This is a genomic window from Saliphagus sp. GCM10025317 (assembly GCF_042663665.1).
Lineage (GTDB): Archaea > Halobacteriota > Halobacteria > Halobacteriales > Natrialbaceae > Natronosalvus.
On record NZ_JBHTAQ010000007.1, the window covers coordinates 1,355,357 to 1,376,680 of the forward strand.

Consider the following 21,324-nt stretch of genomic DNA (forward strand, 5'->3'; position numbering starts at 1 on the left):
TTCGTTTCAGTAGACCAGGTCCCCCCGGATAAACTGTCGCGTTCGGTCGTCGCTGGGGTCCTCGAAGATGGTCTCCGTCTCGTCGATCTCGACGATTCCGTCGTCCAGGAGGAGGCCGACGCGGTCGGCCACGCGCCGGGCCTGGTGCATGTCGTGGGTCGCGATCGCGACTCCGATGCCGTTCGTACGGGCTGTCCGGACAGCCTCCTCGAGGATCGCCGTGTTCCGTGGGTCGAGTTCCGACGTGGGTTCGTCGAGGACGAGGACGTCCGGATCGTACGCGAGCGCTCGAGCGAAGGCGACGCGCTGGGCCTCGCCACCCGAGAGCGAGTCGACGTCGCGGTCGGCGTACGACTCTAGGCCGACGACCTCGAGGGCCTGTGCGACGGCCGGTGACGTCGATTCGCGTCCGAGGACCGATGCGAAACTGATCCGGATCCGTTCGGGCCACCCCCGTCGAACGCGCAATCCGTAGGCGACGTTCTGCCGGACGGTCGCGTCGAAGAGGTTCGGTTCCTGGAACACCATGCCGACGCGGCGGCGGTGTTCGAGACGCTCGCCGTTACCGCTCGCCCAGACGTCCTCGCCGCCGTGACGAATCGTCCCGTCGTCGGGCCGCTCGAAGAGGGCGAGCAGTCGCAACAGCGTCGTCTTCCCGACGCCCGAGGGGCCGATGAGCGCGACGACCTCGCCGGGGTCGACCGAGAGGGTGACGTCCTCGAGGACGCGTTCGCGGCCGTAGCCGTGGGAGACGCTGCGAGCCTCGATGGGTGCCCTCGGTGCGTTCGTCGCGTTCGATCCGTCTGTCTCGTCCGTTCCACCCGTCGAACCCACTCCGTCTGTCGCCCTCATCGGTACCGCCCACCCCCGCTATCGCCCAGCCGAAGCACCAGCGCGTTCACGAGCAAGACGAGCGCGACCAGCACGCCCCCGAGGATCATCGCCGTCTCGTAGCGTCCCTGTCGGGCCTCGAGCTGGATCGCCGTCGTGAGCGTTCGCGTGTACGACTCCCCGGAGACCACGATGTTCCCGCCGACGATGAGCACCCCGCCGACCTCGCTGATCGCCCGACCGAAGCCGGCGAGGACGGCCGTCGCAATGCCGTAGCGGGCCTCCCTGATCGTCACGATGGCCACGTCGAGCCGGGTGCCGCCCATGGCGAACGCCGCGTCGCGAACGCCGTCGTCGACGCTCGAGACCGCCGCGAGGCTGACGCCGGTGATGACCGGCATCGCGAGGACGATTTGAGAGAGGATCATCGCCTCCGGCGTGAAGGCGAGCTCGAGCGAGCCGAGCGGCCCCTGGTTCGAGACCCCGAAAAGTACGACGAGTCCGACGACGACGCTCGGAAAGCCCATCCCGGTGGTGATGATCGAGGTGAGCAGCCCCTTCCCACGAAACGACGTAAATCCCAGCGCGAGCGCGATGGGCAGGCTGAGCAGCGTGCTCACGAGGACGGCGGCGGTGCTGACGTACAGGGAGACCTCGATGATGCTCCTGACGTAGGGCCACTCGAATGGAAACGCGACGGCCGGGATCGTCAGGGCCTCGAGTGGCAGTTCGCTCATCGTCCGCGTCATCTCCGTGGAACCATTGTAGCCGTTCCGAATAGTGATCACTCCTGGTCGGTCGACCCGTTAGACGAGCCGCTGGACGAGGTGCCGGACGACGGCTGCCAGGCCGTTGGCACGTACTGGTCGAAGTTCGGCTCCTCGGCGAGCGCCTCGGGGAAGAACAGCTGTTCGTCCGAGACGGTGTACCCCTCGATGATCTCCTGGCCCTCGAGGCTCGTGAGGAAGCCGATGTAGGCCATCGCGAGGTCGTAGGCCACGTTCTCGTGGACGGCCGGATTCACCGCGACGATCCCGTAGGGGTTCATCAGGGACTCCGGACCGCCTTCGACCGGGCCCTGGACGTGAATCTCGAGGTCGATCTCGGATCGCATCGAGAGGTAGGTCCCCCTGTCGGCCAGGGTGTACCCGCCCATCTCGTTCGTCCGGGTGAGTGCCTCGCCCATCCCCGACCCGGTTCCGACGTACCACTCGCCGCTCTCGGCGGGGTCGATGCCCGCGTCCGCCCACAGTTGCTGTTCTTTCGTGTGGGTGCCCGAGTTATCGCCTCGAGAGACGAACGTGGATTCGGTCTCGGCGATGGCGCCGAGGGCGCTCTCGACCTCGTTCCCGCCGTTGATCCCCGCCGGGTCGTCGCTCCCACCGACGATCACGAAGTCGTTGAACATGAGGTCCCGACGGTTCACCCCGTACCCGTCCTCGAGAAACTCGTCCTCGAGCGCGCGGGCGTGGACCATGACGACGTCGGCGTCGCCGTTTCGCGCCGTCTCGAGGGCCGCCCCGGTTCCCTTGGCGACGACGTGAACGGTCGCGCCGAAACGTTCCTCGAACGGTTCGTTCAGCGCGGCCAGGAGCCCCGTGTCGTCGGTACTGGTCGTCGTCGCCAGCGTGAGGGTTTCGCCGGCGATCTCGGCCCCGTCATTTTCCGAATCGCCGCTCGCGAAACAGCCAGCGACGCCGGCGGCCGCGGCGGATCCGGCAACGGCCAGGAACCGACGGCGTTGTATCGGCATGGATACCACGATACGCTCCAGTTGCAAATAACCGTCGATCGGGCGTAATTGGATGTGGTTACGAGTCGGTGAGTTCGGGACGACACGACGTTGCTTCGTACTGATTCACTCGAGCGGGAGTAATCGCGCGTCGATCGCGTCGCGGCGACCGTCGAGGACCGAAAAGCTCTCGCCGCGACGACGCTCGAGCCAGTAGAGCAACCGTTCGGCCCACGCAAGCTTTTTCGATTTCGTCGGGTCGACGGTGGGGTCGTCGAAATCCCAGCCGACGAATGCCAACCGACTGGCCCCGAGGTGGTCCGCGAGAAACGCCGCCCGGTCGCCGTCGGTGAATCCGCCGAAGTTTCGGACGAGCCCGGCGGGTTCGGCCTGCGTGGTTGGCAGGACGAAATCCTGGTCGCACTCGGGGACCACGGTCCGCAGAGCGGGAACGTTGTCGCCGTGTGCGTGGACGGCCACCGGGGTTCCGCGGCGGGTGAGCCGTTCGACGGTCTTCGGATTCTTGTCGAGGTCAGTCACCATGCAATCGACCTCGACGCCGGCGTCCTCGAGTGCGTCCACTGCCGTCGAGGCTGCGATTACGACCTCGGCCGCTCGAGCCGTCTCGAGGGCCGCGTCGGTCTCGAGCGACGGTCCCGCTCCGGCGACGACGACCCGGGCTCCGCGCACGAACGCGAGTCGCTCGAGGTCGAAGGGCGAGGTGAGGTCGGCGAGGACGTCTCGAGCGCGTTCGTCGGCTGCCCGGTCGAACCCGAAGTCGGCCAGGATTTCGTCGTACACCGGTTCCCACTCGTGGTAGTCCATCGTCGTCACTGTGGTAGTGTAGTTCCGACCGCAATAATCCGTTTGTGGGCCGAGCGTTGCCTCGCAAGTACCCCTACCCGTGAGGCCACCCGGCTTCCACTTCCCTCTTTCGAAGCGGATGCCATAAGCTTTCTCTTACTCGAGCACCCGTCTGACGGCGTTCCAGACGTCTTCGGTATCGTCGTCTGAGCCCTCGAGGCGCCGGAAAATCGTGGATATTTGATCTTCCGATGCACACAGCAGCATGCGTCCGTCAGACATTTCGGCCGGGGTTGCGCCCGTATCGCGGGCCAATTCGCCGACTCGTTCCCGTTTCGAGGGGTCGAAGCCGTCGATTTCGAGAACCTGATGGATCATTTCGTGGGCCAGCGAGGGATCGACCCCACCCTCGCGAAGGTGCGCTCTGAGGTCGCGCGCCGACTCGACCTCGAGCCGAGCGACACGAACACCGTCTTCCACAACCCGGTCGCGGTCGGTGAACGCCTTCCCGATGCGTGCGGCGTCGCGCGTCTCCGCCACGTCGTGCGTTCGGACGACGTGGGCCCCGCGCTCGACGGCCAGCGCGGTCGCCGCGAGGCTCGCGGGGAGTCGACCCTCCGTATCGCGCCCGATGAGGTCACCGAGGAAGTTCTTCCGGTTGATCGAGACCAGCATTGGCCTGCCGAGCGCGCGAAACTCACGAAGCCGGCGAAACGTCTCCCGGTCGTGTTCGAGCGTCTTCGCCTCGCTCCAGCCGCCGAAAGCGGGGTCGACGATGGTCTTCTCGGTCAGCCCGTTCTGCTTCAGCGCCTCGTAGACCTGGTCGACGTAGTCGGCCGACTCGGCCCACTCGGGTGACTTCCGTTCGCGCCAGTCGGTCTCCTCGACGGCACCGGGTCGCTCGAGGTCCGGCGGACTCGCCATCTTGACGACGGCGGCGTCGTGGTCCCGACAGACCGCGGGCATCTCTGGGTCGGCGAACCCGCAGATGTCGTTTACCATATCGAAGCCGCTCGCGAGGGCCTCGTCGGCGACCGCGGCGTAGCGCGTCTCGATCGAGAACACCGCGTCCCCGGAGACGCGATCGATCGTCTCGAGAGCGACGTGGAGGCGGTCGAGTTCTTCCGCTGCGGTGAGCACGTCGAAGCGCTTGTTCGCCGACTCGAGGCCGACGTCGACGATGTCCGCTCCCTCGCCGATCAGCTCGTCGTCGACGTACCGGGCCGCCTCCTCGGGGTCGTCGAACACGCTCGGGTCGTACGGCGACTCCTCGCTGACGTTGAGCACGCCCATGATCCGGGGCGGGTGCTCGTCTCCGATGCCCAGTCCCGCGGCGTCGACGCTGTCCATGAGGGTACTCGAGCGGGCGGCTACAAAGGGACCGTGATTCCGGCGAACAGTTCAGTCGTCGGGCCCAGAGTGCGTCCGTCACGAGGCGGTCTGTCGAGATGGTCACGAAAACGCCCCTCGAGTGAAACAAACGTTTCCTCGAGTGTCTATTTCCCATCGAACGGGAACCAGGACCCCTTCTTAGGTGGATAGACAGCCTACGATTACCTGTAAGAGGTGCCAGACAATGTCAACTAACACGTTCAACCGGCTCGAAAGCCGCTACGGCGGTATCACCCTCGAAGGCCACCCCCACGCCCTGTCGGCATGGTTCGTCGTCGCCCTTCGGTTCGTCATCGGCGGCATGATCCTGTTCGCCGGGATCGGCAAGGTCAGCGACTGGCCGTTCGACGCGAGCGGCTACCTCGTCCACGGCGTCGACGCGGCCAGCCCCGTCAGCGGGCTCTACGCCTCGATGGCAGCCAACGCCGCGCTGATGGACGTCATCAACGTCGCCATCCCGGTGACCCAGGTCCTGATCGGCCTCGCGCTCATCGCGGGGGCGTTCGTCCGACTGGCGGCCCTCGGCGGCGCGCTCCAGATGACCGCCTTCTACCTCGGCGGATGGGAAGGCGACGTGCTCGCGCTGTTCGACTCGACGCTGATCTACGCGGTCGTCTTCCTGGCGATCGCCGCCTTCGGCGCCGGCCGCATCCTCGGGATCGACCGCTACCTCGAGCAACTCGAGATTCGCGGCGAAGCGCTCGTCGAGCGGTACCCGGCGATGCGGTACCTGCTGGGCTGAGCCTTCGACCACCGAACAGTCTCTTTTTGTCTTCGCGGCCGAAACTCCGACCATGGGAAAAGTGAGCATCGGGATGCGCGGCTGGCGCTTCGACGAGGAAGACATCCTCGACGAAGACGGCGACTTTCTCCCGCTCGCGCAGATGCCCGAGGACGCCCGCAAACGGATGATCCGACTCGACGTCATCTACAACGCGCCGTGTCACGGCTGCTGGTTGATCCACGGCGACGACAACCTCGAGGCGTGCAACCGGGCGCGGTACGTCTACGGCGAACCCCTCTCGGAGGTCATCCTCTGTGAGGAACACGAACCCGACTTCGTCTACTGGTTCCGCGAGGAGGGTGGCGACGCCCACCGCGGCAGCGACGACTTCGCGGAGGCGTTCTACGAGTGGTTCCTCGAGGGCGGTCGCGCACCCGAGGGCTACGAGGGAATGGAGTACGTCGAGACGGACCCGACGGATCTGCCGAAGCCGCCGAAGGCCGATCCCAACGAGCACGGCGACCTGATGGGCGACGACATCAGCGACCGGGTCGGCCTGAGCGACGAGGACATCGCCAACGCGGACGTGGATTTCGGCGCCGAGTATCCGGGCCGGAAATGACCGACGACCCGCGAGCGTCTTCGCCGGAAACCGGTGACGAGCGTCGTCGAAATCCGCCCGCCGTCGCCGTCGTCGACGCCCAGACGCCCGGCAACGTCGGCACCATCGCTCGAGCGATGAAGAACTTCGGCTTCTCGGAGCTGCTGCTCGTCGACCCGCCCGAACTCGACCCCGACGGGGAGGCCTATGGCTTCGCCGGTCACGCGCGCGAGGACATCCTCCCGAACGCGCGGGAGGTCTCGTTCGAGCACCTGGTCGATACCTACCACACCGTCGGCACCACGGCGATCACGAACGAAGACGACCAGCACCACGTGCGCTTTCCGTTTTCCACGCCTGCCCAGCTCGCCGACCGCCTCGAGACCGTCGAGACCGACACCGTCGTCGTCTTCGGCCGGGAAGGCGTCGGCCTGACGAACGAGGAACTCGCCCGCATGGACGAGGTCTGCTCGATCCCCGCAAGCACCGAATACCCGGTGCTCAACCTCGGCCAGGCCGCGACCATCACGCTCTACGAACTCCGGACGCTCGCGCTCGGACCCGACGACGTCCAGCTTCCCGACCTCGAGCGCGTCCGAGCCGACGAACCGTCTCTCGAGCGGCTGTACGATCAGTGGGAGGCCCTGCTGGCGGAGATCAACCACCCCGAGGAGAAGCGAGCGAAGACGATGCGTATGCTTCGACGGCTCCACGGTCGAGCCGATCCAACGGTCCAGGAGGTCACCACCTTGCTCGGCGTGTTGCGCCGGGCGACCGAGCGCCCGGACCGCGAGGGGAACTGAGGAATACGAGTCGCTGCGAAGAGGTATCGATACTCCTGGAGTGGCCACCAGCGATATAGTCCTCGGCTCACGACCACGAGCAATGGATACACACCGCCGCCACGTTCTCGCGATGCTCGGCGCCGCCAGCACGCTTCTGGCCGGCTGTTCCGACCTCGCCGACGAGGGCGATCAGTCGCTCGAGCCCAACGATGTGGGGGACAACGAGGATTCGAACGCAGACGATGACACCGACGGGGCCGCCGAGGACGACGAAACCGACGAGGAGACGACGCCCGCCTGGCTCGAGGGCGGCGAACTCCCCAGTTACGCGTCAGTGCTACCGTCGGCCGACGCGCTAGCCGACGACGAAACGACGTCGCGAGAGTACTTCTTCACCGCCGTCGACCTCGCGACCATCGTCGGGACCCTCGACGACGACCCGGGCGAGGGAACGGTGCCCGACGACCCCCTCCTCCAGAATCCGATCGCCGTGGTGTCGCTCGGCATCTACGGACTGTTCGCACTCGGATCCTCGCCCGTCGCACAGGTACAGGCCGAGGCGGAGGGCGAATCCGACGACGCCGCCCTCGTCTACGTCGACGGCGCGTACGCCCTCTACGGGGCGTACGGCCTCGAGACGGCCCGCTCGGGGCTCGAGGCCGAGGGCTACGAACTGCAGGCCGAGGCGGAAGACGGCGCCGACGACTTCGTCGTCTTCGCGGACGGCGCCTCGAACGAGGTCGTCGGCGTCACCGACGACGCGTTCGTCTACGCGTTCGGCGCCGACCAGGCTCGGTCCCTGGCGGCCGTCTCCGCCATCGTCGAGACGAACGTCGGCTCGCAGTCGCCGGCCCACGAATCGGACGCGACACTCGAGACCCTGCTCCGTGCAGGGGCGAACACCGGAATCACATCGTGTCTCGCGGGCGGCGGCGAATCGCTCACCGACCTCGAACCGGGCGACCAGGTCCAGGAGGACGACGTCGCTTTCGACTTCTCGCCCTTCGAGGGGGCGACGGGAATCGTCCAGGAACTGCAGCTCGTGGAATCCGAGTCCAATGCTCGCGTAATCGTCACCTACGAGTCCGAAACCGCCGTCGACGCCGAGCGTCTCGAGTCGGGACTCGGCGGCGAGGCGCGTTCGTTAGACCTCGAGACGGGCGGGTCTGCAGCACTCGTCACCGCCGTCTACGGGACCGATCCGATCGAGGAGTGACGGCGGGCGGTGGCCGATCGGCTGGCTGTTATCACTACGATATCTATACTAATTCACTTCAAAAAATATAGTGAGTGGTTCGATTCGACTACTACGACCGCTCGAGGAAGAACAGGTCCAGAATCAGGCCCGTTTCTGAATCTCCTCGCGCAACACCTGGCTCACGAGGTCGCCGTCGGCCTTCCCACGCAGGGCGCCCATACACTCGCCCATGAGTCCCGAGAACGCCTGCATACCCTCGCTCTCGACCTGCTCGGCGTTTCGCTCGACGACCTCGAGGACGGCCTCGCGAACGTCGTCCTCGGCGGCGGATCCGAGTCCGGCCTCGTCGGCGATCGTCTGCGGATCCTGGTCGGGGTCTGCTGCCAGTTCGGTGAGGAGATCAGGCACGCCCTCCTTCGCGATGTCGCCGTCCTCGGCCATCGCGAAGACGGTCTCGAGGTGATCGTCACTCAAATTCTCGACCGGGACGTCGTCTCGGCGCAGTTCGGTGAGCGTCGACTCGAGCGTCGTCGCGGCGAATGTCGAATCGACGCCGTCGGCGACGACGCGCTCGAACAGCGGCATGTGGGTGCCGTAGGCGACCTGTTCGGCGAGGCCGGCGTCGAGGTCGTACTCGGCCTGGTAGCGCTCGACCTTCTCGGTCAGCAGTTCGGGTTCGGGAACCTCGCTCGGATCGGGTTCGACCGGGGGCACGTCCGTCTCGGGGTACATCCTGGCCGCACCCGGAAGCGGGCGGAGGTAACGTGTCGACCCGTCCTGGTTCGCGCCGCGGGTCTCCTCGGGAACGCCCTCGAGGGCCGTCCGTGCGCGGTCGGCGACGGCCTCGATCGCGGATTCGGCGACGTCGGTCGCGGCGGCGACGATGGCGACGGCGTCCTCGTCGGTCGCCCCCACGGCCTCCCGGAGCGCCGCCACCTCGTCGTCGGTGACGCCGTAGGCCGGGAGTTCGTCGGTGTGGAAGATGCCGCCCGCGCCGTGGCGCTTCGCGTGGTCGGAGAACTCGGTGCCGAGGCGCCGGTCGGGCGCGATTTCGCGACCGACGAGGTCGTCGAAGCCCTCGAGGCGGACCCCGAAGACCGACCCGCCGTCGTTCAGCGCGCTCGCGACGACCCCGCTGTCGGTGTCCTCGAAGACGATGGTGACGTCCTGGGGCTCGTGGACCGCAGCGCCGCGAGCCTCGAGTTCGTCACGGATCGAGACCAGTTCGGCCTGGCGCCCGACCTCGGTACGGACGATGTCGGCGATGTCGTCCAGACTCTGGACGCCTTTGATCTCGACGCGAGCGCCGTCGGCGATGGAGACGTTGACGTCCTGGCGGATGGTTCCCAGGCCGCGCTTGACCTTTCCGGTCGATCGCAACAGCATCCCGATGCGCTCGGCAGCCTCCTGGGCCTGTGCGGGCGTTCGAACGTCGGGTGCAGTGCCGATTTCGACCAGCGGGATGCCGAGGCGGTCGAGGCTGTAGGTCACGCCGTCGTCGGTCTCCTCGACGCGCTGGGCGCTCTCCTCCTCGAGCATCATGTCCTCGATGCCGACGTCGCCGTCGCTCGTCTCGATCGACCCACCGGTGGCGACGAGCGTCGACCGCTGGAAGCCCGAGGTGTTCGAGCCGTCGACGACGATTTTCCGCATCACGTTCGCCTGGTCGACCGGCGTCATGTCCATCAGCTGGGCGACCTCGAGCGCGGTCTCGAGGGCCTCCTCGTCGAGGCGGTGGGGTGGTTCGTCGTCCTCCTCGACGAGGCAGGTGCTGTCGTAGGCGAGGTAGGTGAACTCCCGTTCGACCCGACTTTCCTCGAGGGCGGCCTCGTCGAGTTCGCCCAGCTCGCTCCGCGTCGGGTGGAGGTAGCGGGTGAATCGGCGGGCCGACTCGTCGGGTTCGCGAAGGTCGGTCGGACACGCACAGAACAGTTTCGTCGCCGTGTCGAGTTGCTGGTGGATCTCGAGTCCGGCGACGAGACCGAGCGCCTCGTAGTCGTAATCCGCGGTCATTGGCGAGCACTCGGTGGCGGAGGGGTAAAAAACCGTCCAGTCCGTCACGGGGGCGCCGTCACGAAAGCCGACTCAGTCGTCGTCGCTCGAGGCGTCGTCGAAGGCGGTTTCGCGAACGTCAGCGTCTCGGCCGGCGATGGCTCTCGCCGCCACCTCGAGCACCGAGCCCTCGGTCGCCTCGAGCGCGTCCGCCTCGACCCGTCGGTATCGCTCCGTTCCAGCCTCACCGACGAAGTTCCGCTCGGACAGCGGCCGGGTTTCGAGGGCGACCAGCGACGCCGCGTCCTCGAGTGCCTCGAGCAGGAGTTGCGTTCCGGGCGCGAGGTCGAAGTCGACGAGCACCGTCGCGTCGGCCGCGCCAACGAGTTCGGCGACGCGTCTTCGAGCGGCGGCAGAGACCGGCGCGAACGGTTCGGTTCGCACACACTCGAGGCCGCGGTCGGTCGTGCGCTGGTCGACGATTCCCCCGGCCGGTGCGGGACCGGTCGTCACCTCGCTGCCCGCCCGCTCGAACCGCCCTATCACGTCGGCGGCGGCCTCTCCCGTTCCCACGACGTGAACGCGCCGCCCTTCGAGCCTCGCCGGAGTCGTCGATTCAATCTCCCGGTCGTCCACGATATCACGATCCCCCGACTCCGAGCGCGGAAACGCCGTCACGCTCGCCGCCCCCGTCACCGGATGTCGAGTGACCGTCGCGTTCGCGTCGAAGGCCGACTCGAGCACGTCGGCCGTCAGCACCTCGCCCGGCGGACCGTCGGCCTGGACCGTCCCACCCGCGAGGACGACCAGCCGGTCGCAGTACCGGGCCGCCAGGTCGAGGTCGTGGATCGCCGCGACGACGGCCCGCCCGTCCGCGGACAGCTCGCGGGCCAACTCGAGCGTTTCGACCTGATGGTTCACGTCCAGGCTCGCCGTCGGCTCGTCCAGCAACAGCAGCGGCGTGTCCTGGGCGAGCGCCCGCGCGATGAGCACTCGCTGACGCTCGCCGCCGCTGACCGCGTCGATCGGTCGATCGGCGAACCGGGTCGTTCGCGTCCGCTCGAGCGCCCGGTCGACCTGCTGCCGATCCGCCTCTGCGGGCGGAGAGAACCGCGAACGGTGGGGGTAGCGCCCCATCTCGACGACAGTGCGGACGTCGAAGGCGAACGACAGCGACGTGTTCTGTGGGACGACGCTCACGAGTCGACTCGCCTCGCGGGAAGCGAGCGTCGCAATGTCCTCGCCGTCGATCCGGACGTCGCCGCCCGCGGGCGTGATCTCGCCGCTGAGCGCTCGCAGGAGGGTGGTCTTCCCGGCACCGTTCGGACCCACAAGGCCGACGAACTCGCCGCGGTCGACCTCGAGCGAAACGGCCTCGAGGACCTCGAGGGTTCCGTAGGCGACCTCGAGATCCTCGATTTCCACGAGCGGTCGAGCAGGAGCGTCGGTCACAGCGAGTGCACCTCCCGTCGAACGAGCAGAAAGAGGAAGAACGGCGCGCCGAGAGCCGCCGTGACGATTCCGACCGGAACTTCCGCGGGGCCTGCTCGAGCGAGGGTGTCCGTCGCGACCAAAAACGACGCACCGGCGAGCGCGCTCGTCGGGAGCAGGATTCGGTGGTCGGGGCCGACGAGCAAGCGCATGACGTGCGGGACGACGAGACCGACGAAGCCGATGACGCCGGCGACGGCGACGCCCGCAGCGGTGACGACGGAGGCGATCACGAGCAAGAGAAGTTTGGTCCGCTCGACGTTCACCCCGAGGTGGTGGGCATCTTCCTCGCCGAGCAGGAGGACGTTCATCTCGCGAGTGTAGGCGCCGAGGACGCCGACGCCGACGAGGGCGACGGGGAGGGCGAAGCCGACGTCGCCCCAGTTGCTTCCGCCGAGGTGGCCCATCATCCAGACGACGGCCGCCCGAAGGCTGTCCCCGCTGTGGACGAGCATGTAGGAGATGAGCGCGCCCAGGAATGCCTGGACGGCGACGCCGGCGAGCAGGAGGGTCGCGACGGGGGTGCGTCCACCTTCGGTCGCGATGGCGTAGACGAGCATCGCGGTGGCGATGGCCCCGACGAACGCGGAGAGGTGCAGGCTCGTCAGGGGAACCAGCGCTGGGTACGCGATGGCGGCGACCGCTCCCGCCGCCGCACCGGTCGAGACGCCGATGATGGAAGGGTCGGCCAGCGGGTTCCTGAAGAAGCCCTGCATCACCGTCCCGGCGGCGGCCAGACCGAAGCCGACCGTGGCTGCCAGCGCGATTCGCGGCAGCCGGACGTCGCCGACGATCGTCTGGTGTGTCCTGGGAACGTCGAATGCGAAGAGGGAGGCGTAGGCGAGATTAGGTCGAGGGACCATCAGATCGAGCAGCGGAACCGCCGTCGCGGTCCACTTGAGGCCCGCAGGGACGACGAGCACGTTGAGCATCGCTTTCGTGACGACGAACGGGTCGATCCGGACTGGTCCGAGGGCGGCGCTCCCGATCATTACGAGAACGAGCAGGATTGACAGCCCAATCGACCACGAGAGTCCGGATCGCTTCACGTTGGCAAGCTCGCTTGCTTTAGATAAATATTTATTGGATAGCCGTGGAGCATCAGGCGATGCGACGACTACTCATCGCCACAATCGCGTTACTCACGCTTTCCGCGGGCATCGGTCCCGCGCTAGTTGCCGGGGACACCACGCTATCGGCTTCGAACGGGGCTCAAGCGCCGTCCCAGGCCGACTCTACGTGCGAGTATCCGGTCGAACTCGAGGACGCGACAGGCGAACAGTTGACGCTCGAGGAACCGCCCGAATCGATTGTCGCGCTCTACCCGAGCGACGCGCAACTGGTGTACAGCGTCGGCGCCGAAGGCCGGCTCGAGGGCATGCCGATTGGTCCGTATACCGAGGAGCTCGACACCGAGGGCAAGACCGACATCACCGCCGACGACGGCGTGACGCCGGTCGTCGAGGAGATCATCGCGCTCGAACCTGACGTCGTGCTCGCGGCGAACGTCGTCACGTTCGAGGAGGACAAGTTGAATCAGCTCCGAGATGCCGGCATCGACGTCTACGTATTCGAGTCCTCCAGTTCGCTCGAGGACGTACGCTCGGCGGTCGAAATCACCGGACAGCTCACCGGTGCCTGCGACGGCAGCGACGTCACGCTCGAGTGGATGGACGAGCGCCTCTCGATCATCGAGGACGTACTCGCGGACGAGCCGCGCCCATCGGCCCTCTATGCGATGGACGGCGAGGTCTACACCGCCGGAACGGGCACGTTCCAACACGAGATTCTGACGATCGCAGGCGTCGAAAACGTGGCCGCAAACGCCGGTATCGAGGGCTGGGGCATCATCAGTGACGAGACGATCGTCGACGAGGACCCCGAGTGGATCCTTTACGGCGACGACGCCTACGACGAACCGCCCATCTCCGACGCCGTCGGCGAGACGACGGCGATGCAGGAAGATCAGCACTTCGGCGTCGATGCGAACGCGATGAGTCAGCCCGCACCGAACGTCGTCTTCGCTATCGAGGACATCTTCGCAACCGTGCACGCCGACGCCCACGCTGAGGTCGAAGCGGACCTCGAGGCGGCCGATCAGTCCTACGAGGAGTCGCTGGCCGACCTGCAGACGACTGGTTCCGACGAAGAAGACGCCGATAGCGGGAACGAAAGCGAGGCGAATGAAAGCGAGGCGAACGACAACGAGAGCGAGACGGAAGACGAAGATGAGGACGCAAACGAATCCAACGACGAGGATTCGATTCCCGGCTTCGGCGTCCCCGTCGCACTCGCTGCTATCGCGGGTCTGCTCGCACTCCGTCGACTGTAGCGCTCCAGACACGACAGGTCTGGGCTGAACCACCGCGACACTCTCACGGTGACGTGTTTCGTTGTCCACCGTCTGGTCGACGAGTCAGCACTCACGCTCGAGTTTGTGGTGGCTAGGGAGGTGCTCGAGGGAACGCCAGTCCGATCGAACAATAGTCGAGAACGTACGTGAGGCAGATTCACCGCCCTGGTGTGTCGATTAGTCCCCGCGTTCACTCACATTTCTGTTGCGTTTTCGATTGCTCTTTGGCCTCTTCCTTTCGTTTTTCCTTTTTCGACTTTCCGTCCTGGTCGTCAGTGTCGTCGCTGCCATCGTCGCCGTCGTCAGTGTCGTCGCCGTCATCACCGTTGCCACTGTCATCATCGTCGTCGCCGTTATCGCCGTTACCGTCGTCATCGTCGCCACCGTCGTCACCTTCACTGCCATCGCCGTTATCACTATCTCCGTCATCACCGTCATCGCCATCATCTCCGTTACCGCCATCGCCGTCATCGCTGTTATCACCATCTCCGTCGTCACCGTCATCACCATCGTCTCCGTTACCGCCGTCACCGTTGCCTCCATCTTCGTCGTCGCCGTCATCGCTGTTATCACCATCTCCGTCGTCACCCTCGTCGCCACCGTCGTCCTCCTTGAGTTCACCACAGAATCGAATATTTGATATCCCGGCTTGCTGTCCACTCTGTCCCGCTTCGAGGTCCGTTTCAATTACCCCATCGGTTGCGCCGTCGCCGTAGTCGTAATCCTCGCAATCGTTACCGCCGTAGACGCGCACGGCGTACACGACGCAGTCGTCGTCGACGGCCCATTCGAAGCTGAACGCCTCACAGTCGTCGTCCTCGCCCTCCGATTCGGTCACTTCCACGGTGATCGCACAATCGCCCTCGGTCTGTTCGACGGAGCAGTCGTCGAACTCGTGTACCGCGATCAACTCGCCGTCGGGACAGTCGTACTGCCCCGGCGGTACGCACCCCTCTTGCCCACTGTCCTGTAGCGATCCGAGACACCCGCTCAGCGAACCCATGGCCACCCCGGTCGCCACCAGTACCGTTCGTCGTTTGATGGTGTTACCCATGGGCACACCGATACCGTCACCGGATATTGTTAGAGACAAGTTGAAAATGTGAAAAAAGACCAGGCTTGCGATCCGATTGTACCTTCTCTCTGTATGATCGCCTTATTTCCCGGCACACTGGGACTACATACCAGGTAGGGTCACCGAACGCCCGGTCTCCCACCACGGCGAGCAGCTCTCCAGTCGACCGCGTCGCAAGCGACCGAGGGCTGATCCTCACAAACCGCTATTCAAGACGAGGCGGCACTCGAGTCCCGATTCCACGTCCCATACCGATTCGAAACCGGATTCCGCTCTATCTGCGCGCCCCGTCTCGTTTTGAAAAGCGTTTACTCACCCGCCCGCCGAGTTGGTCCCATGGTCGAGAACGTCATCTGGCCCGCGTACCTGGATTCCACCCGCTCGCGGGCCGAGGGGCGACGCGTACCCCTCGAGCTGGCAGTCGAGGAGCCGACGGTCGAGGAAATCGCGAAGGCGGTCCAGCAGATAGGCTACGATGCGACCGTCGAACGCGACAAAGCCTACTCGAGAGAACACTGGGAGCCTCGTGGACGGGTCGTCGTCCGCGGAACCGAGGACTCGACGAAGAACGACCTCGTTCAGGCAGTCGCGGCGTACGTCGTCGCGCTGCGGGAGTGATGCGGCGGGTTGGAACGGTCGTCCGGACGGCTCAGGGGCTCGCGGTGTTGCGGGCTGAGCCTGTGGGCGATGGGGACGGCGACGACGGCGGGGACGGTACTAGCAACGATAGCGGACGAAACGCCATCGGCACGATGGTCCTGAACGACTCCCTCGAAACCGTCGGTCGCGTCGTCGACGTGTTCGGCCCGGTCGATCGACCGTATCTCGCGGTTACGCCGCAGTCGAGCGTTCACCTGCCGGGTCTCGTCGGGTCGACATTGTACGCACGATAACGCCGCGCGTTTCGTGCGTTGTGGTGGTACCTCGTCGTAGTGGCCGTCGTCGGCCTCAAGTCATTATTCTCGGGTCGACCTCGAGTCGTTACTCCTCGGATTCGTCTTCGTCGACTCGGCGCCGTAGCCACTCGAGGGCGAGTCCACCTCCGGCGAGCGCCCCAATGCCGGTGAATCCGGGGGTCGAGTCGTCCGCCTCGTCGGCCGCCGATCCGGTGTCGTTGGAGTCGTTGGAGCCGATGGTCTCGTTGGTCTCGTTCGTATCATCGGAACCGCTCGAGTTGTCGGTACTGTTGCTCTCGTTCCCTTCGCTGATGTCGCTCGATTCGTTCTCGGAACCACCGTCGTCAGTATCGCCATCTTCGTCGGAGCCGTTCTCTTCGTCGTCAGTATCGCCATCTTCGTCGGAGCCGTTCTCTTCGTCGTCGGTATCGTCGTCGATTTCGCTCCCTCCGTCGGACTCGTCGTTTCCGTCCTCGCCATTGTCGCCCTCGCCGTCGTCGCCCCCACCGTTCGGTCGCAACGCGGCCAGCGCCTCGCCGTTGACGCTCCCGACGTAGAGCGTTTCGTCGACGAGTGCGAGGGGATTCAGTACCGCCGTGGTGTCTCTCTCCCACTCGACGGAGCCGTCCCAGGCGTCGAACGCGAAAAAGCGCATCCAGGACCCCTCGTCTTCGTCTGTCGATTCTGAATCACTCTCGAGACCGGCATAGACGTGCTCTTCGTCGATGATGAGTGGACTGGCCCCTTCGCCGGACGGGTCCGGTTCCCACTCCTTCTCCCCCGTCTCGATATCGTGGCCCGTCGCGGTGTCGTTGTTCGTCCCGTCGACGGTGTAGACGAGCTCCGAGCCGATCACGGGTGGGTGGTTGTGCGCTCGACCGGCCACGCGAGCGATTCGGTCCCCGGATTCGACGTCGTGGTAGGAGAGCCCAGCGTCCGACTCGCCGTGGTAGCCAGCGGCCAGGATGCCGTAGTCCACGACCGGCGTGACCGCGCTGAACTGTCCATCGTCGTCGTTGGCCTCGAGGTCGAACGTCCAGCGTTCGGCACCGTCGCTGGCCTCGCGGGCGTACAGGCGCGTCTCGTCCACGACAAAAACGGCGCCATCGTCGACCGGGACCGGCGATTCGTGGAGTTCCCCGTCGTCCGGATCGAACTGCCACTGTTCTTCCCCACTCGAGGCGTCGAACGCGTAGAGGACGCCGTCGCCGACGACGAACACGACCCCATCGGCGACCTTCGGCGATCGAATCCCGTCGCTGTATTCGAGCTCGACCCGCCAGCGAATTTCGCCGTTCTCGGCGTCGACCGCGGTGAGCGCCTCGCCGCCGACGTAAACGGTTCCGTCGGCAACCGCCGGCGTTCGATCGGCGCCGAAGTCGTCGGTTTGCCACAGCTGTGACCCGTCCGCGGCTTCGTAGGCGTGTACGGAGCCGTCGTCCGCTCGGAGGTAGACCGTCTCGTCGACGACCGCGATATGGCCACCGCAGTCACACGACCAGGCGACCTCGAGGGACCCGGGATCACTGATTCCCGAGGCGACTCGCGCGTTGTTTCCCGGCCTCCCCCCGAGGGAGGGCCAGTCGCTCGGGTCGGCGGCCGTCGACGAGGTGGCGGCAGCCGTTCCACTCGCTGCGGCGAGGGTGCTTCCGGCGGTGATCGCCAGCCCGGTACGCCGGAGGAACGTTCGTCGGCTGTGGTCTGACATACGCGGGCCCTTTGGCGCTACCCAGTTATCTACTGTTTCGGTAACTCGATTTCGACATCGAAACGGTACCCGTGAGACGATTGCGCCGGGAGCAACGGACCACGTCCCTGGGTCGAAAATAACCGTTCACGAAACCGAGCTCCGCTTCGTTTCGCCGAAGTGACACGCGCGGTGGCTAATTCAGGGACATCGTGCGCTTGTCAGGGGCGCTCCTCTCACGAAGTGGCTTTCGGTCACCCGCCGGCACGGCCACTCGAGGGTGGATCCGCCGCCCGCGAACGCCTCGACGTTGGTGAACACGGGCGAAGGGTCGTCCGCCTCGAGAACGCAACACCAATACGACGGCCGCTCAAATCGCGACTCATGAACGAGCGGATTCGCTTGGGCAGTGCAGTCGGATTTACCTGTCTCCTCTTTATCGGCGTCCAGTTCGGCGCGCTCGCGCTCGTCGAACCCTTCACCGCCGCCGAGATGCAGGCCGTCGAGGACCCCTCCGACCCGACGAACAGCTTGGTCTACGTCGGGGCGATTCTCGTGATGACGGCGTTCATGCTCGCGGCGTTCAAGTACGATCTCCAGTGGATCATCCGCGGACTCATCGTCGGCGTCAGCGTCATGCTCTCGTGGTTCGTCTTCGCCGAGATTCTCCCGCCCGTCGCCACGGTCGGCTCGTTCGGTGTCTTCCCCCTCCTCGTCTCGCTGGGCGTCGGCGCCGCCCTCGTGATCTATCCAGAGTGGTACGTCATCGACCTCGCCGGCGTCGTCATGGGCGCGGGTGCGGCCGGCCTCTTCGGGATCAGCTTCGGCCTCTTGCCCGCTCTCGTCTTGCTCGTCGTGCTCGCCGTCTACGACGCGATTAGCGTCTACCGGACGGAACACATGCTCGACCTCGCTGAGGGCGTGATGGACCTGCACATTCCCGTCGTCCTCGTCGTCCCGACCTCGCTGTCGTACTCCTTCCTCGAGGCCGGCGACGTGCCCGGTGAGATCGAAAATCGAGACGCGGAATCGACGGTGACGACCAACGGCGGTTCCCCGGAAGCCGATGCGGACGATTCCGAAGGCCCCACCGTTGAGCCGACCGATTCCAAGGCTGTCAAGGACGAACACGAGCGAGAGCGGACTGATGCAGAGCGGACAGAGCCTGAGCAAACAGAGCCAGAACCGGACGCAGCACCCGAAGGCGTCCGTGACGCCCTCTTCATCGGCCTCGGTGACGCCGTCATCCCGACTATCTTGATCGCCAGCGCCGCCTCCTTCCTCGAGGTTGGCTCGTTCGACGTTCCGCTGATCACGCTCAACGCGCCCGCGCTGGGTGGCGTGCTGGGCACGCTCGCGGGGCTGCTGGTCCTGATGGCCATGGTCCTCAAGGGCCGACCGCACGCTGGACTGCCGCTGCTCAATTCGGGAGCGATCGGCGGCTACCTCGTCGGCGCGCTGTGGGCCGGCGTGCCAATCGCGACGGCGCTCGGCTTGTGAGTCGGCGACTCCCGATCACGCCGTTTCGTGCCCCGGGACGGTCTCGATGGCGTGGACGTGAAGGCTTATAGCTACCTAACCAGTTAGTTAACCTATGGATCGGTCGTTCTCGAAGAAGCGCCCGTGGCTCGCCGCGTTACTCGGGGTCCTCGTCACCGGCTTCGGTCACTGTTACCTCCGGCGCTGGCGGCGTGCGCTGGGCTGGATCGTCCTCCTGTTCGGCGTCAGTATCCTGTTCGTCGAGACGGCCACACTCGAGGCCCTCGCGGCCGGCGAGGGCGCAGATCTGGCGGAACTGTCTCCGCTCCTGTTCGTCGCGGTTATCAGCGTCGTCGACGCGTATCTGCTCGCGGTGGCGCACAATCAGGTCGTCAGGCGATCACCGGCGCCCGACGGGAGCCTCACACATTGCCCGTACTGTGGGAAGGAACTCGATACGGATCTCGAGTTCTGCCACTGGTGTACGAGCGATCTCTCGGACTTCTCTAATCTGGAAGCACAACAGGAGACGTCCACCGCGTCGGATCGGTAGTCCCCGGGACGGCTACCGTAACACGGTACAAAAATGGACGACGCAGTCTCGACCTATTCCTACGCGTCTCGCCGCCTCGTTCCCATCGCGAGAATAGACCCGCCGCGGTCGTTCCTGCCATCGCGACGAACACGAATCTCGAGTCCGTCACGAGCACTGACGACGTTCGAACCAGAAGGGGAGTGGTGAACAGCCGCCGTCACGGAAGCCGGAACGTCGGCCCCTCGTCCGTATCTTGCACCTCGACGCCGATCGCCTCGAGTTCGTCGCGCAACTCGTCGGCGCGCTCGTAGTTGCCCGCGTCTCGCTCCTGTTCGCGGATCTCGAGGACCAGGTCGACGACCTCGCCCGCGAGTTCGACGTCGCCGCTCGCGTCGGCACCGCCGAAGGTCAATCCGAGCACGCTGCCGAGGTCCTCGAGCGTCTCGACGGCTCGTTTCAGGCCCTGGTAGTCGTACGCCTCCGGTCCGTTCTCTCCCTCGGTGGCCTCGAGGTGACGATTCGCCGCGCTCGCAATTTCGAGCAGCGCCGACTGCGCCTCGCGGGTGTTGAAGTCGTCGTTCATCGCCTCGGCGAACGCCTCCCGAGCGGCGTCCACGGACTTGCGAAGCTCCTCCTCGACGAGTTTCGACTTCGCAGCGGGGGAATCGAGGGCGTCGACGGCGGCGTCGTAGGCGCGCTCGAGGCGTTCCCAGCGCTCTTCGGCCTCCGCGATGGTCTCGTCGCTGTAGAGTTGCTGGCTGTTGTACGCGCCCGCGGTGAGGAACGTCCGGAGGATGTTGGGTCCCCACCGCTCGACGGCCTCGTCGACGGTCACGAAGTTGCCCAGACTCGAGGACATCTTCGTCTCGCCCATCTGGAATAGCTCGCAGTGGAGCCAGTAGCGGGCGAACTGGTGGCCCGTCGCGGCCTCGCTCTGGGCGATCTCGTTCTCGTGGTGAGGGAAGACGAGGTCCCGGCCGCCGACGTGGACGTCGAGGGTCTCCCCGAGGTGGGTCATGCTCATCGCCGAGCACTCGATGTGCCATCCTGGCCGCCCCTCGCCCCACGGCGAGTCCCAGGTCTGGCCGGTCGGCGTCTCCTCCCAGGTCGCGCCCTTGCTGTGTTCGTGGACTGCCTCCTCCGATACGGGTCCCGCCTTCCAGAGGGCGAAGTCGGCCGGGTGGCGCTTCTCGGCCTGTTCGTCGGGTTCGCCCTGCGCTTCGATCGACTCGATGTCCTGGTTCGAGAGCGCCCCGTAGTCCTCGAAGGTCGTCACGTCGAAGTAGACCGATCCGTTAGATTCGTAGGCGTAGCCCGACTCGACGAGCGTCTCCACGAGGTCGATGATCTCGGGGATGTGCTCCGATACCCTGGGGTACACTTCCGCGCGCAGGAGGTTCAGCGAGCGCATGTCCTCGATCGTCCGCTGGACGTAGGTTTCGGCGACTGTGGCTTCGTCGTTGCCGAGGTCGTCCTGGCCGACGCGGGCGACAATCTTCTCGTTGACGTCGGTGAAGTTCTCGACGTGACGAACGCCGTAACCGAGGTGCTCGAGCCAGCGGTGCATCACGTCGACGTGCACCCACGAGCGGGCGTGCCCGAGGTGGGGCGGGTCAGAAACCGTCAGGCCACAGTAATAGAGGAGAACGTTCTCGGGGTCCTGTGGCTCGAACGGCTCTTTTTCGCCCGTCAACGTATTCGTCACGTGCAGGGTCATTACTCGAGTGTCCTCGCGGGCGTACCTTAAAG

General features: G+C 65.8%; 20 protein-coding genes. 9 read left to right on the forward strand and 11 right to left on the reverse strand.

Features of this window, described 5'->3' with window-relative positions; all coding sequences use genetic code 11:
* Positions 1 to 6: 6 nt before the first annotated feature.
* From ACFQS4_RS21375 to folP, 5 genes are all read right to left on the reverse strand, one after another.
* Positions 7 to 852 (reverse strand): amino acid ABC transporter ATP-binding protein, encoded by an 846-nt coding sequence (locus tag ACFQS4_RS21375; protein ID WP_500196382.1) that lies wholly within the window; start codon positions 850 to 852, stop codon positions 7 to 9.
* A complete protein-coding gene (locus tag ACFQS4_RS21380; RefSeq protein WP_500196384.1) occupies positions 849 to 1,568 on the reverse strand; it encodes an ABC transporter permease in 720 nt (239 codons plus the stop codon). The genes ACFQS4_RS21375 and ACFQS4_RS21380 overlap by 4 nt, the downstream gene beginning before the upstream one ends.
* 47 nt (positions 1,569 to 1,615) lie before the next feature.
* Positions 1,616 to 2,584 carry an ABC transporter substrate-binding protein gene (locus ACFQS4_RS21385; RefSeq protein ID WP_500196387.1) on the reverse strand — a complete coding sequence of 323 codons (969 nt, stop codon included), beginning with the start codon at positions 2,582 to 2,584 and terminating at the stop codon, positions 1,616 to 1,618.
* 105 nt (positions 2,585 to 2,689) lie between these two features.
* Positions 2,690 to 3,388 carry a 6-hydroxymethylpterin diphosphokinase MptE-like protein gene (locus ACFQS4_RS21390; RefSeq protein ID WP_500196693.1) on the reverse strand — a complete coding sequence of 233 codons (699 nt, stop codon included), beginning with the start codon at positions 3,386 to 3,388 and terminating at the stop codon, positions 2,690 to 2,692.
* Positions 3,389 to 3,523: 135 nt separating this feature from the next.
* Positions 3,524 to 4,717 carry a dihydropteroate synthase gene (folP, locus tag ACFQS4_RS21395; protein ID WP_500196390.1) on the reverse strand — a complete coding sequence of 398 codons (1,194 nt, stop codon included), beginning with the start codon at positions 4,715 to 4,717 and terminating at the stop codon, positions 3,524 to 3,526.
* A 226-nt stretch (positions 4,718 to 4,943) separates the two neighbouring features.
* Here folP and ACFQS4_RS21400 point away from each other — a divergent pair, with 226 nt between their 5' ends.
* The 4 genes from ACFQS4_RS21400 (at position 4,944) to ACFQS4_RS21415 (ending at position 8,085) form a co-directional block, all read left to right on the forward strand.
* Positions 4,944 to 5,501, forward strand: a complete 558-nt coding sequence (locus ACFQS4_RS21400; RefSeq protein WP_500196392.1) for a DoxX family protein — start codon at positions 4,944 to 4,946, stop codon at positions 5,499 to 5,501.
* A 52-nt stretch (positions 5,502 to 5,553) separates the two neighbouring features.
* Positions 5,554 to 6,105, forward strand: a complete 552-nt coding sequence (locus ACFQS4_RS21405) for a DUF8114 family protein (protein ID WP_500196394.1) — start codon at positions 5,554 to 5,556, stop codon at positions 6,103 to 6,105.
* Entirely contained in the window at positions 6,102 to 6,887 is a 786-nt protein-coding gene (locus ACFQS4_RS21410; RefSeq protein WP_500196396.1) for an RNA methyltransferase, read from the forward strand. The genes ACFQS4_RS21405 and ACFQS4_RS21410 overlap by 4 nt, the downstream gene beginning before the upstream one ends.
* A gap of 82 nt (positions 6,888 to 6,969) precedes the next feature.
* On the forward strand, positions 6,970 to 8,085 hold the full coding sequence (locus tag ACFQS4_RS21415; RefSeq protein WP_500196398.1) for a hypothetical protein: 1,116 nt from the start codon (positions 6,970 to 6,972) through the stop codon (positions 8,083 to 8,085).
* Positions 8,086 to 8,208: 123 nt separating this feature from the next.
* On the opposite strand, the gene gatE is transcribed toward ACFQS4_RS21415, so the two are convergent.
* The 3 genes from gatE to btuC all read right to left on the reverse strand — a co-directional run bounded on the left by gatE (position 8,209) and on the right by btuC (position 12,542).
* The gene (gene gatE / locus ACFQS4_RS21420) at positions 8,209 to 10,080 is read right to left on the reverse strand and encodes a Glu-tRNA(Gln) amidotransferase subunit GatE (RefSeq protein WP_500196400.1); all 1,872 of its coding nucleotides are present in this window, start codon (positions 10,078 to 10,080) and stop codon (positions 8,209 to 8,211) included.
* A 72-nt stretch (positions 10,081 to 10,152) separates the two neighbouring features.
* Positions 10,153 to 11,511 (reverse strand): heme ABC transporter ATP-binding protein, encoded by a 1,359-nt coding sequence (locus tag ACFQS4_RS21425; RefSeq protein ID WP_500196403.1) that lies wholly within the window; start codon positions 11,509 to 11,511, stop codon positions 10,153 to 10,155.
* Positions 11,508 to 12,542, reverse strand: a complete 1,035-nt coding sequence (gene btuC, locus ACFQS4_RS21430; protein ID WP_500196694.1) for a vitamin B12 ABC transporter permease BtuC — start codon at positions 12,540 to 12,542, stop codon at positions 11,508 to 11,510. The genes ACFQS4_RS21425 and btuC overlap by 4 nt, the downstream gene beginning before the upstream one ends.
* A gap of 116 nt (positions 12,543 to 12,658) precedes the next feature.
* On the opposite strand from btuC, the gene ACFQS4_RS21435 reads away from it, so the two are divergent.
* Positions 12,659 to 13,882: a PGF-CTERM-anchored ABC transporter substrate-binding protein gene (locus ACFQS4_RS21435; protein WP_500196406.1), complete on the forward strand. Its 1,224-nt coding sequence runs from the start codon at positions 12,659 to 12,661 to the stop codon at positions 13,880 to 13,882.
* A gap of 211 nt (positions 13,883 to 14,093) precedes the next feature.
* Here the strand turns inward: ACFQS4_RS21435 and ACFQS4_RS21440 are convergent, their stop codons facing one another.
* Positions 14,094 to 14,957 (reverse strand): hypothetical protein, encoded by an 864-nt coding sequence (locus ACFQS4_RS21440; RefSeq protein ID WP_500196409.1) that lies wholly within the window; start codon positions 14,955 to 14,957, stop codon positions 14,094 to 14,096.
* Between the two features lie 357 nt (positions 14,958 to 15,314).
* On the opposite strand from ACFQS4_RS21440, the gene srp19 reads away from it, so the two are divergent.
* Complete coding sequence (srp19, locus tag ACFQS4_RS21445; protein WP_312908984.1) at positions 15,315 to 15,596, forward strand: signal recognition particle subunit SRP19; 282 nt, start codon at positions 15,315 to 15,317, stop codon at positions 15,594 to 15,596.
* Entirely contained in the window at positions 15,596 to 15,871 is a 276-nt protein-coding gene (locus tag ACFQS4_RS21450) for an H/ACA ribonucleoprotein complex subunit GAR1 (RefSeq protein ID WP_500196416.1), read from the forward strand. The genes srp19 and ACFQS4_RS21450 overlap by 1 nt, the downstream gene beginning before the upstream one ends.
* An 88-nt stretch (positions 15,872 to 15,959) precedes the next feature.
* Here the strand turns inward: ACFQS4_RS21450 and ACFQS4_RS21455 are convergent, their stop codons facing one another.
* Positions 15,960 to 17,582 (reverse strand): outer membrane protein assembly factor BamB family protein, encoded by a 1,623-nt coding sequence (locus ACFQS4_RS21455; protein ID WP_500196418.1) that lies wholly within the window; start codon positions 17,580 to 17,582, stop codon positions 15,960 to 15,962.
* A gap of 363 nt (positions 17,583 to 17,945) precedes the next feature.
* Between ACFQS4_RS21455 and ACFQS4_RS21460 the strand changes: the two genes are divergently transcribed.
* Together ACFQS4_RS21460 and ACFQS4_RS21465 are read left to right on the forward strand one after the other, a co-directional pair.
* The gene (locus tag ACFQS4_RS21460) at positions 17,946 to 19,061 is read left to right on the forward strand and encodes a presenilin family intramembrane aspartyl protease PSH (RefSeq protein ID WP_500196421.1); all 1,116 of its coding nucleotides are present in this window, start codon (positions 17,946 to 17,948) and stop codon (positions 19,059 to 19,061) included.
* A 94-nt stretch (positions 19,062 to 19,155) separates the two neighbouring features.
* Positions 19,156 to 19,593, forward strand: coding sequence for a DUF7575 domain-containing protein (locus ACFQS4_RS21465; protein ID WP_500196422.1), 438 nt, complete (start codon positions 19,156 to 19,158; stop codon positions 19,591 to 19,593).
* A 199-nt stretch (positions 19,594 to 19,792) separates the two neighbouring features.
* Here ACFQS4_RS21465 and cysS read toward each other — a convergent pair whose 3' ends face one another.
* Positions 19,793 to 21,292, reverse strand: coding sequence for a cysteine--tRNA ligase (gene cysS / locus ACFQS4_RS21470; RefSeq protein ID WP_500196424.1), 1,500 nt, complete (start codon positions 21,290 to 21,292; stop codon positions 19,793 to 19,795).
* Between the last annotated feature and the right edge of the window lie 32 nt (positions 21,293 to 21,324).

Coding starts and splice junctions, on each gene's coding strand:
- ACFQS4_RS21375 (WP_500196382.1), bottom strand. CDS start 852: ATGAGGGCGACAGACGGAGTGGGTTCGACGGGTGGAACGGACGAGACA.
- ACFQS4_RS21380 (WP_500196384.1), bottom strand. CDS start 1,568: ATGAGCGAACTGCCACTCGAGGCCCTGACGATCCCGGCCGTCGCGTTT.
- ACFQS4_RS21385 (WP_500196387.1), bottom strand. CDS start 2,584: ATGCCGATACAACGCCGTCGGTTCCTGGCCGTTGCCGGATCCGCCGCG.
- ACFQS4_RS21390 (WP_500196693.1), bottom strand. CDS start 3,388: ATGGACTACCACGAGTGGGAACCGGTGTACGACGAAATCCTGGCCGAC.
- folP (WP_500196390.1), bottom strand. CDS start 4,717: ATGGACAGCGTCGACGCCGCGGGACTGGGCATCGGAGACGAGCACCCG.
- ACFQS4_RS21400 (WP_500196392.1), top strand. CDS start 4,944: ATGTCAACTAACACGTTCAACCGGCTCGAAAGCCGCTACGGCGGTATC.
- ACFQS4_RS21405 (WP_500196394.1), top strand. CDS start 5,554: ATGGGAAAAGTGAGCATCGGGATGCGCGGCTGGCGCTTCGACGAGGAA.
- ACFQS4_RS21410 (WP_500196396.1), top strand. CDS start 6,102: ATGACCGACGACCCGCGAGCGTCTTCGCCGGAAACCGGTGACGAGCGT.
- ACFQS4_RS21415 (WP_500196398.1), top strand. CDS start 6,970: ATGGATACACACCGCCGCCACGTTCTCGCGATGCTCGGCGCCGCCAGC.
- gatE (WP_500196400.1), bottom strand. CDS start 10,080: ATGACCGCGGATTACGACTACGAGGCGCTCGGTCTCGTCGCCGGACTC.
- btuC (WP_500196694.1), bottom strand. CDS start 12,542: ATGATCGGGAGCGCCGCCCTCGGACCAGTCCGGATCGACCCGTTCGTC.
- ACFQS4_RS21435 (WP_500196406.1), top strand. CDS start 12,659: ATGCGACGACTACTCATCGCCACAATCGCGTTACTCACGCTTTCCGCG.
- ACFQS4_RS21440 (WP_500196409.1), bottom strand. CDS start 14,957: ATGGGTAACACCATCAAACGACGAACGGTACTGGTGGCGACCGGGGTG.
- srp19 (WP_312908984.1), top strand. CDS start 15,315: ATGGTCGAGAACGTCATCTGGCCCGCGTACCTGGATTCCACCCGCTCG.
- ACFQS4_RS21450 (WP_500196416.1), top strand. CDS start 15,596: ATGCGGCGGGTTGGAACGGTCGTCCGGACGGCTCAGGGGCTCGCGGTG.
- ACFQS4_RS21455 (WP_500196418.1), bottom strand. CDS start 17,582: ATGTCAGACCACAGCCGACGAACGTTCCTCCGGCGTACCGGGCTGGCG.
- ACFQS4_RS21460 (WP_500196421.1), top strand. CDS start 17,946: ATGAACGAGCGGATTCGCTTGGGCAGTGCAGTCGGATTTACCTGTCTC.
- ACFQS4_RS21465 (WP_500196422.1), top strand. CDS start 19,156: ATGGATCGGTCGTTCTCGAAGAAGCGCCCGTGGCTCGCCGCGTTACTC.
- cysS (WP_500196424.1), bottom strand. CDS start 21,292: ATGACCCTGCACGTGACGAATACGTTGACGGGCGAAAAAGAGCCGTTC.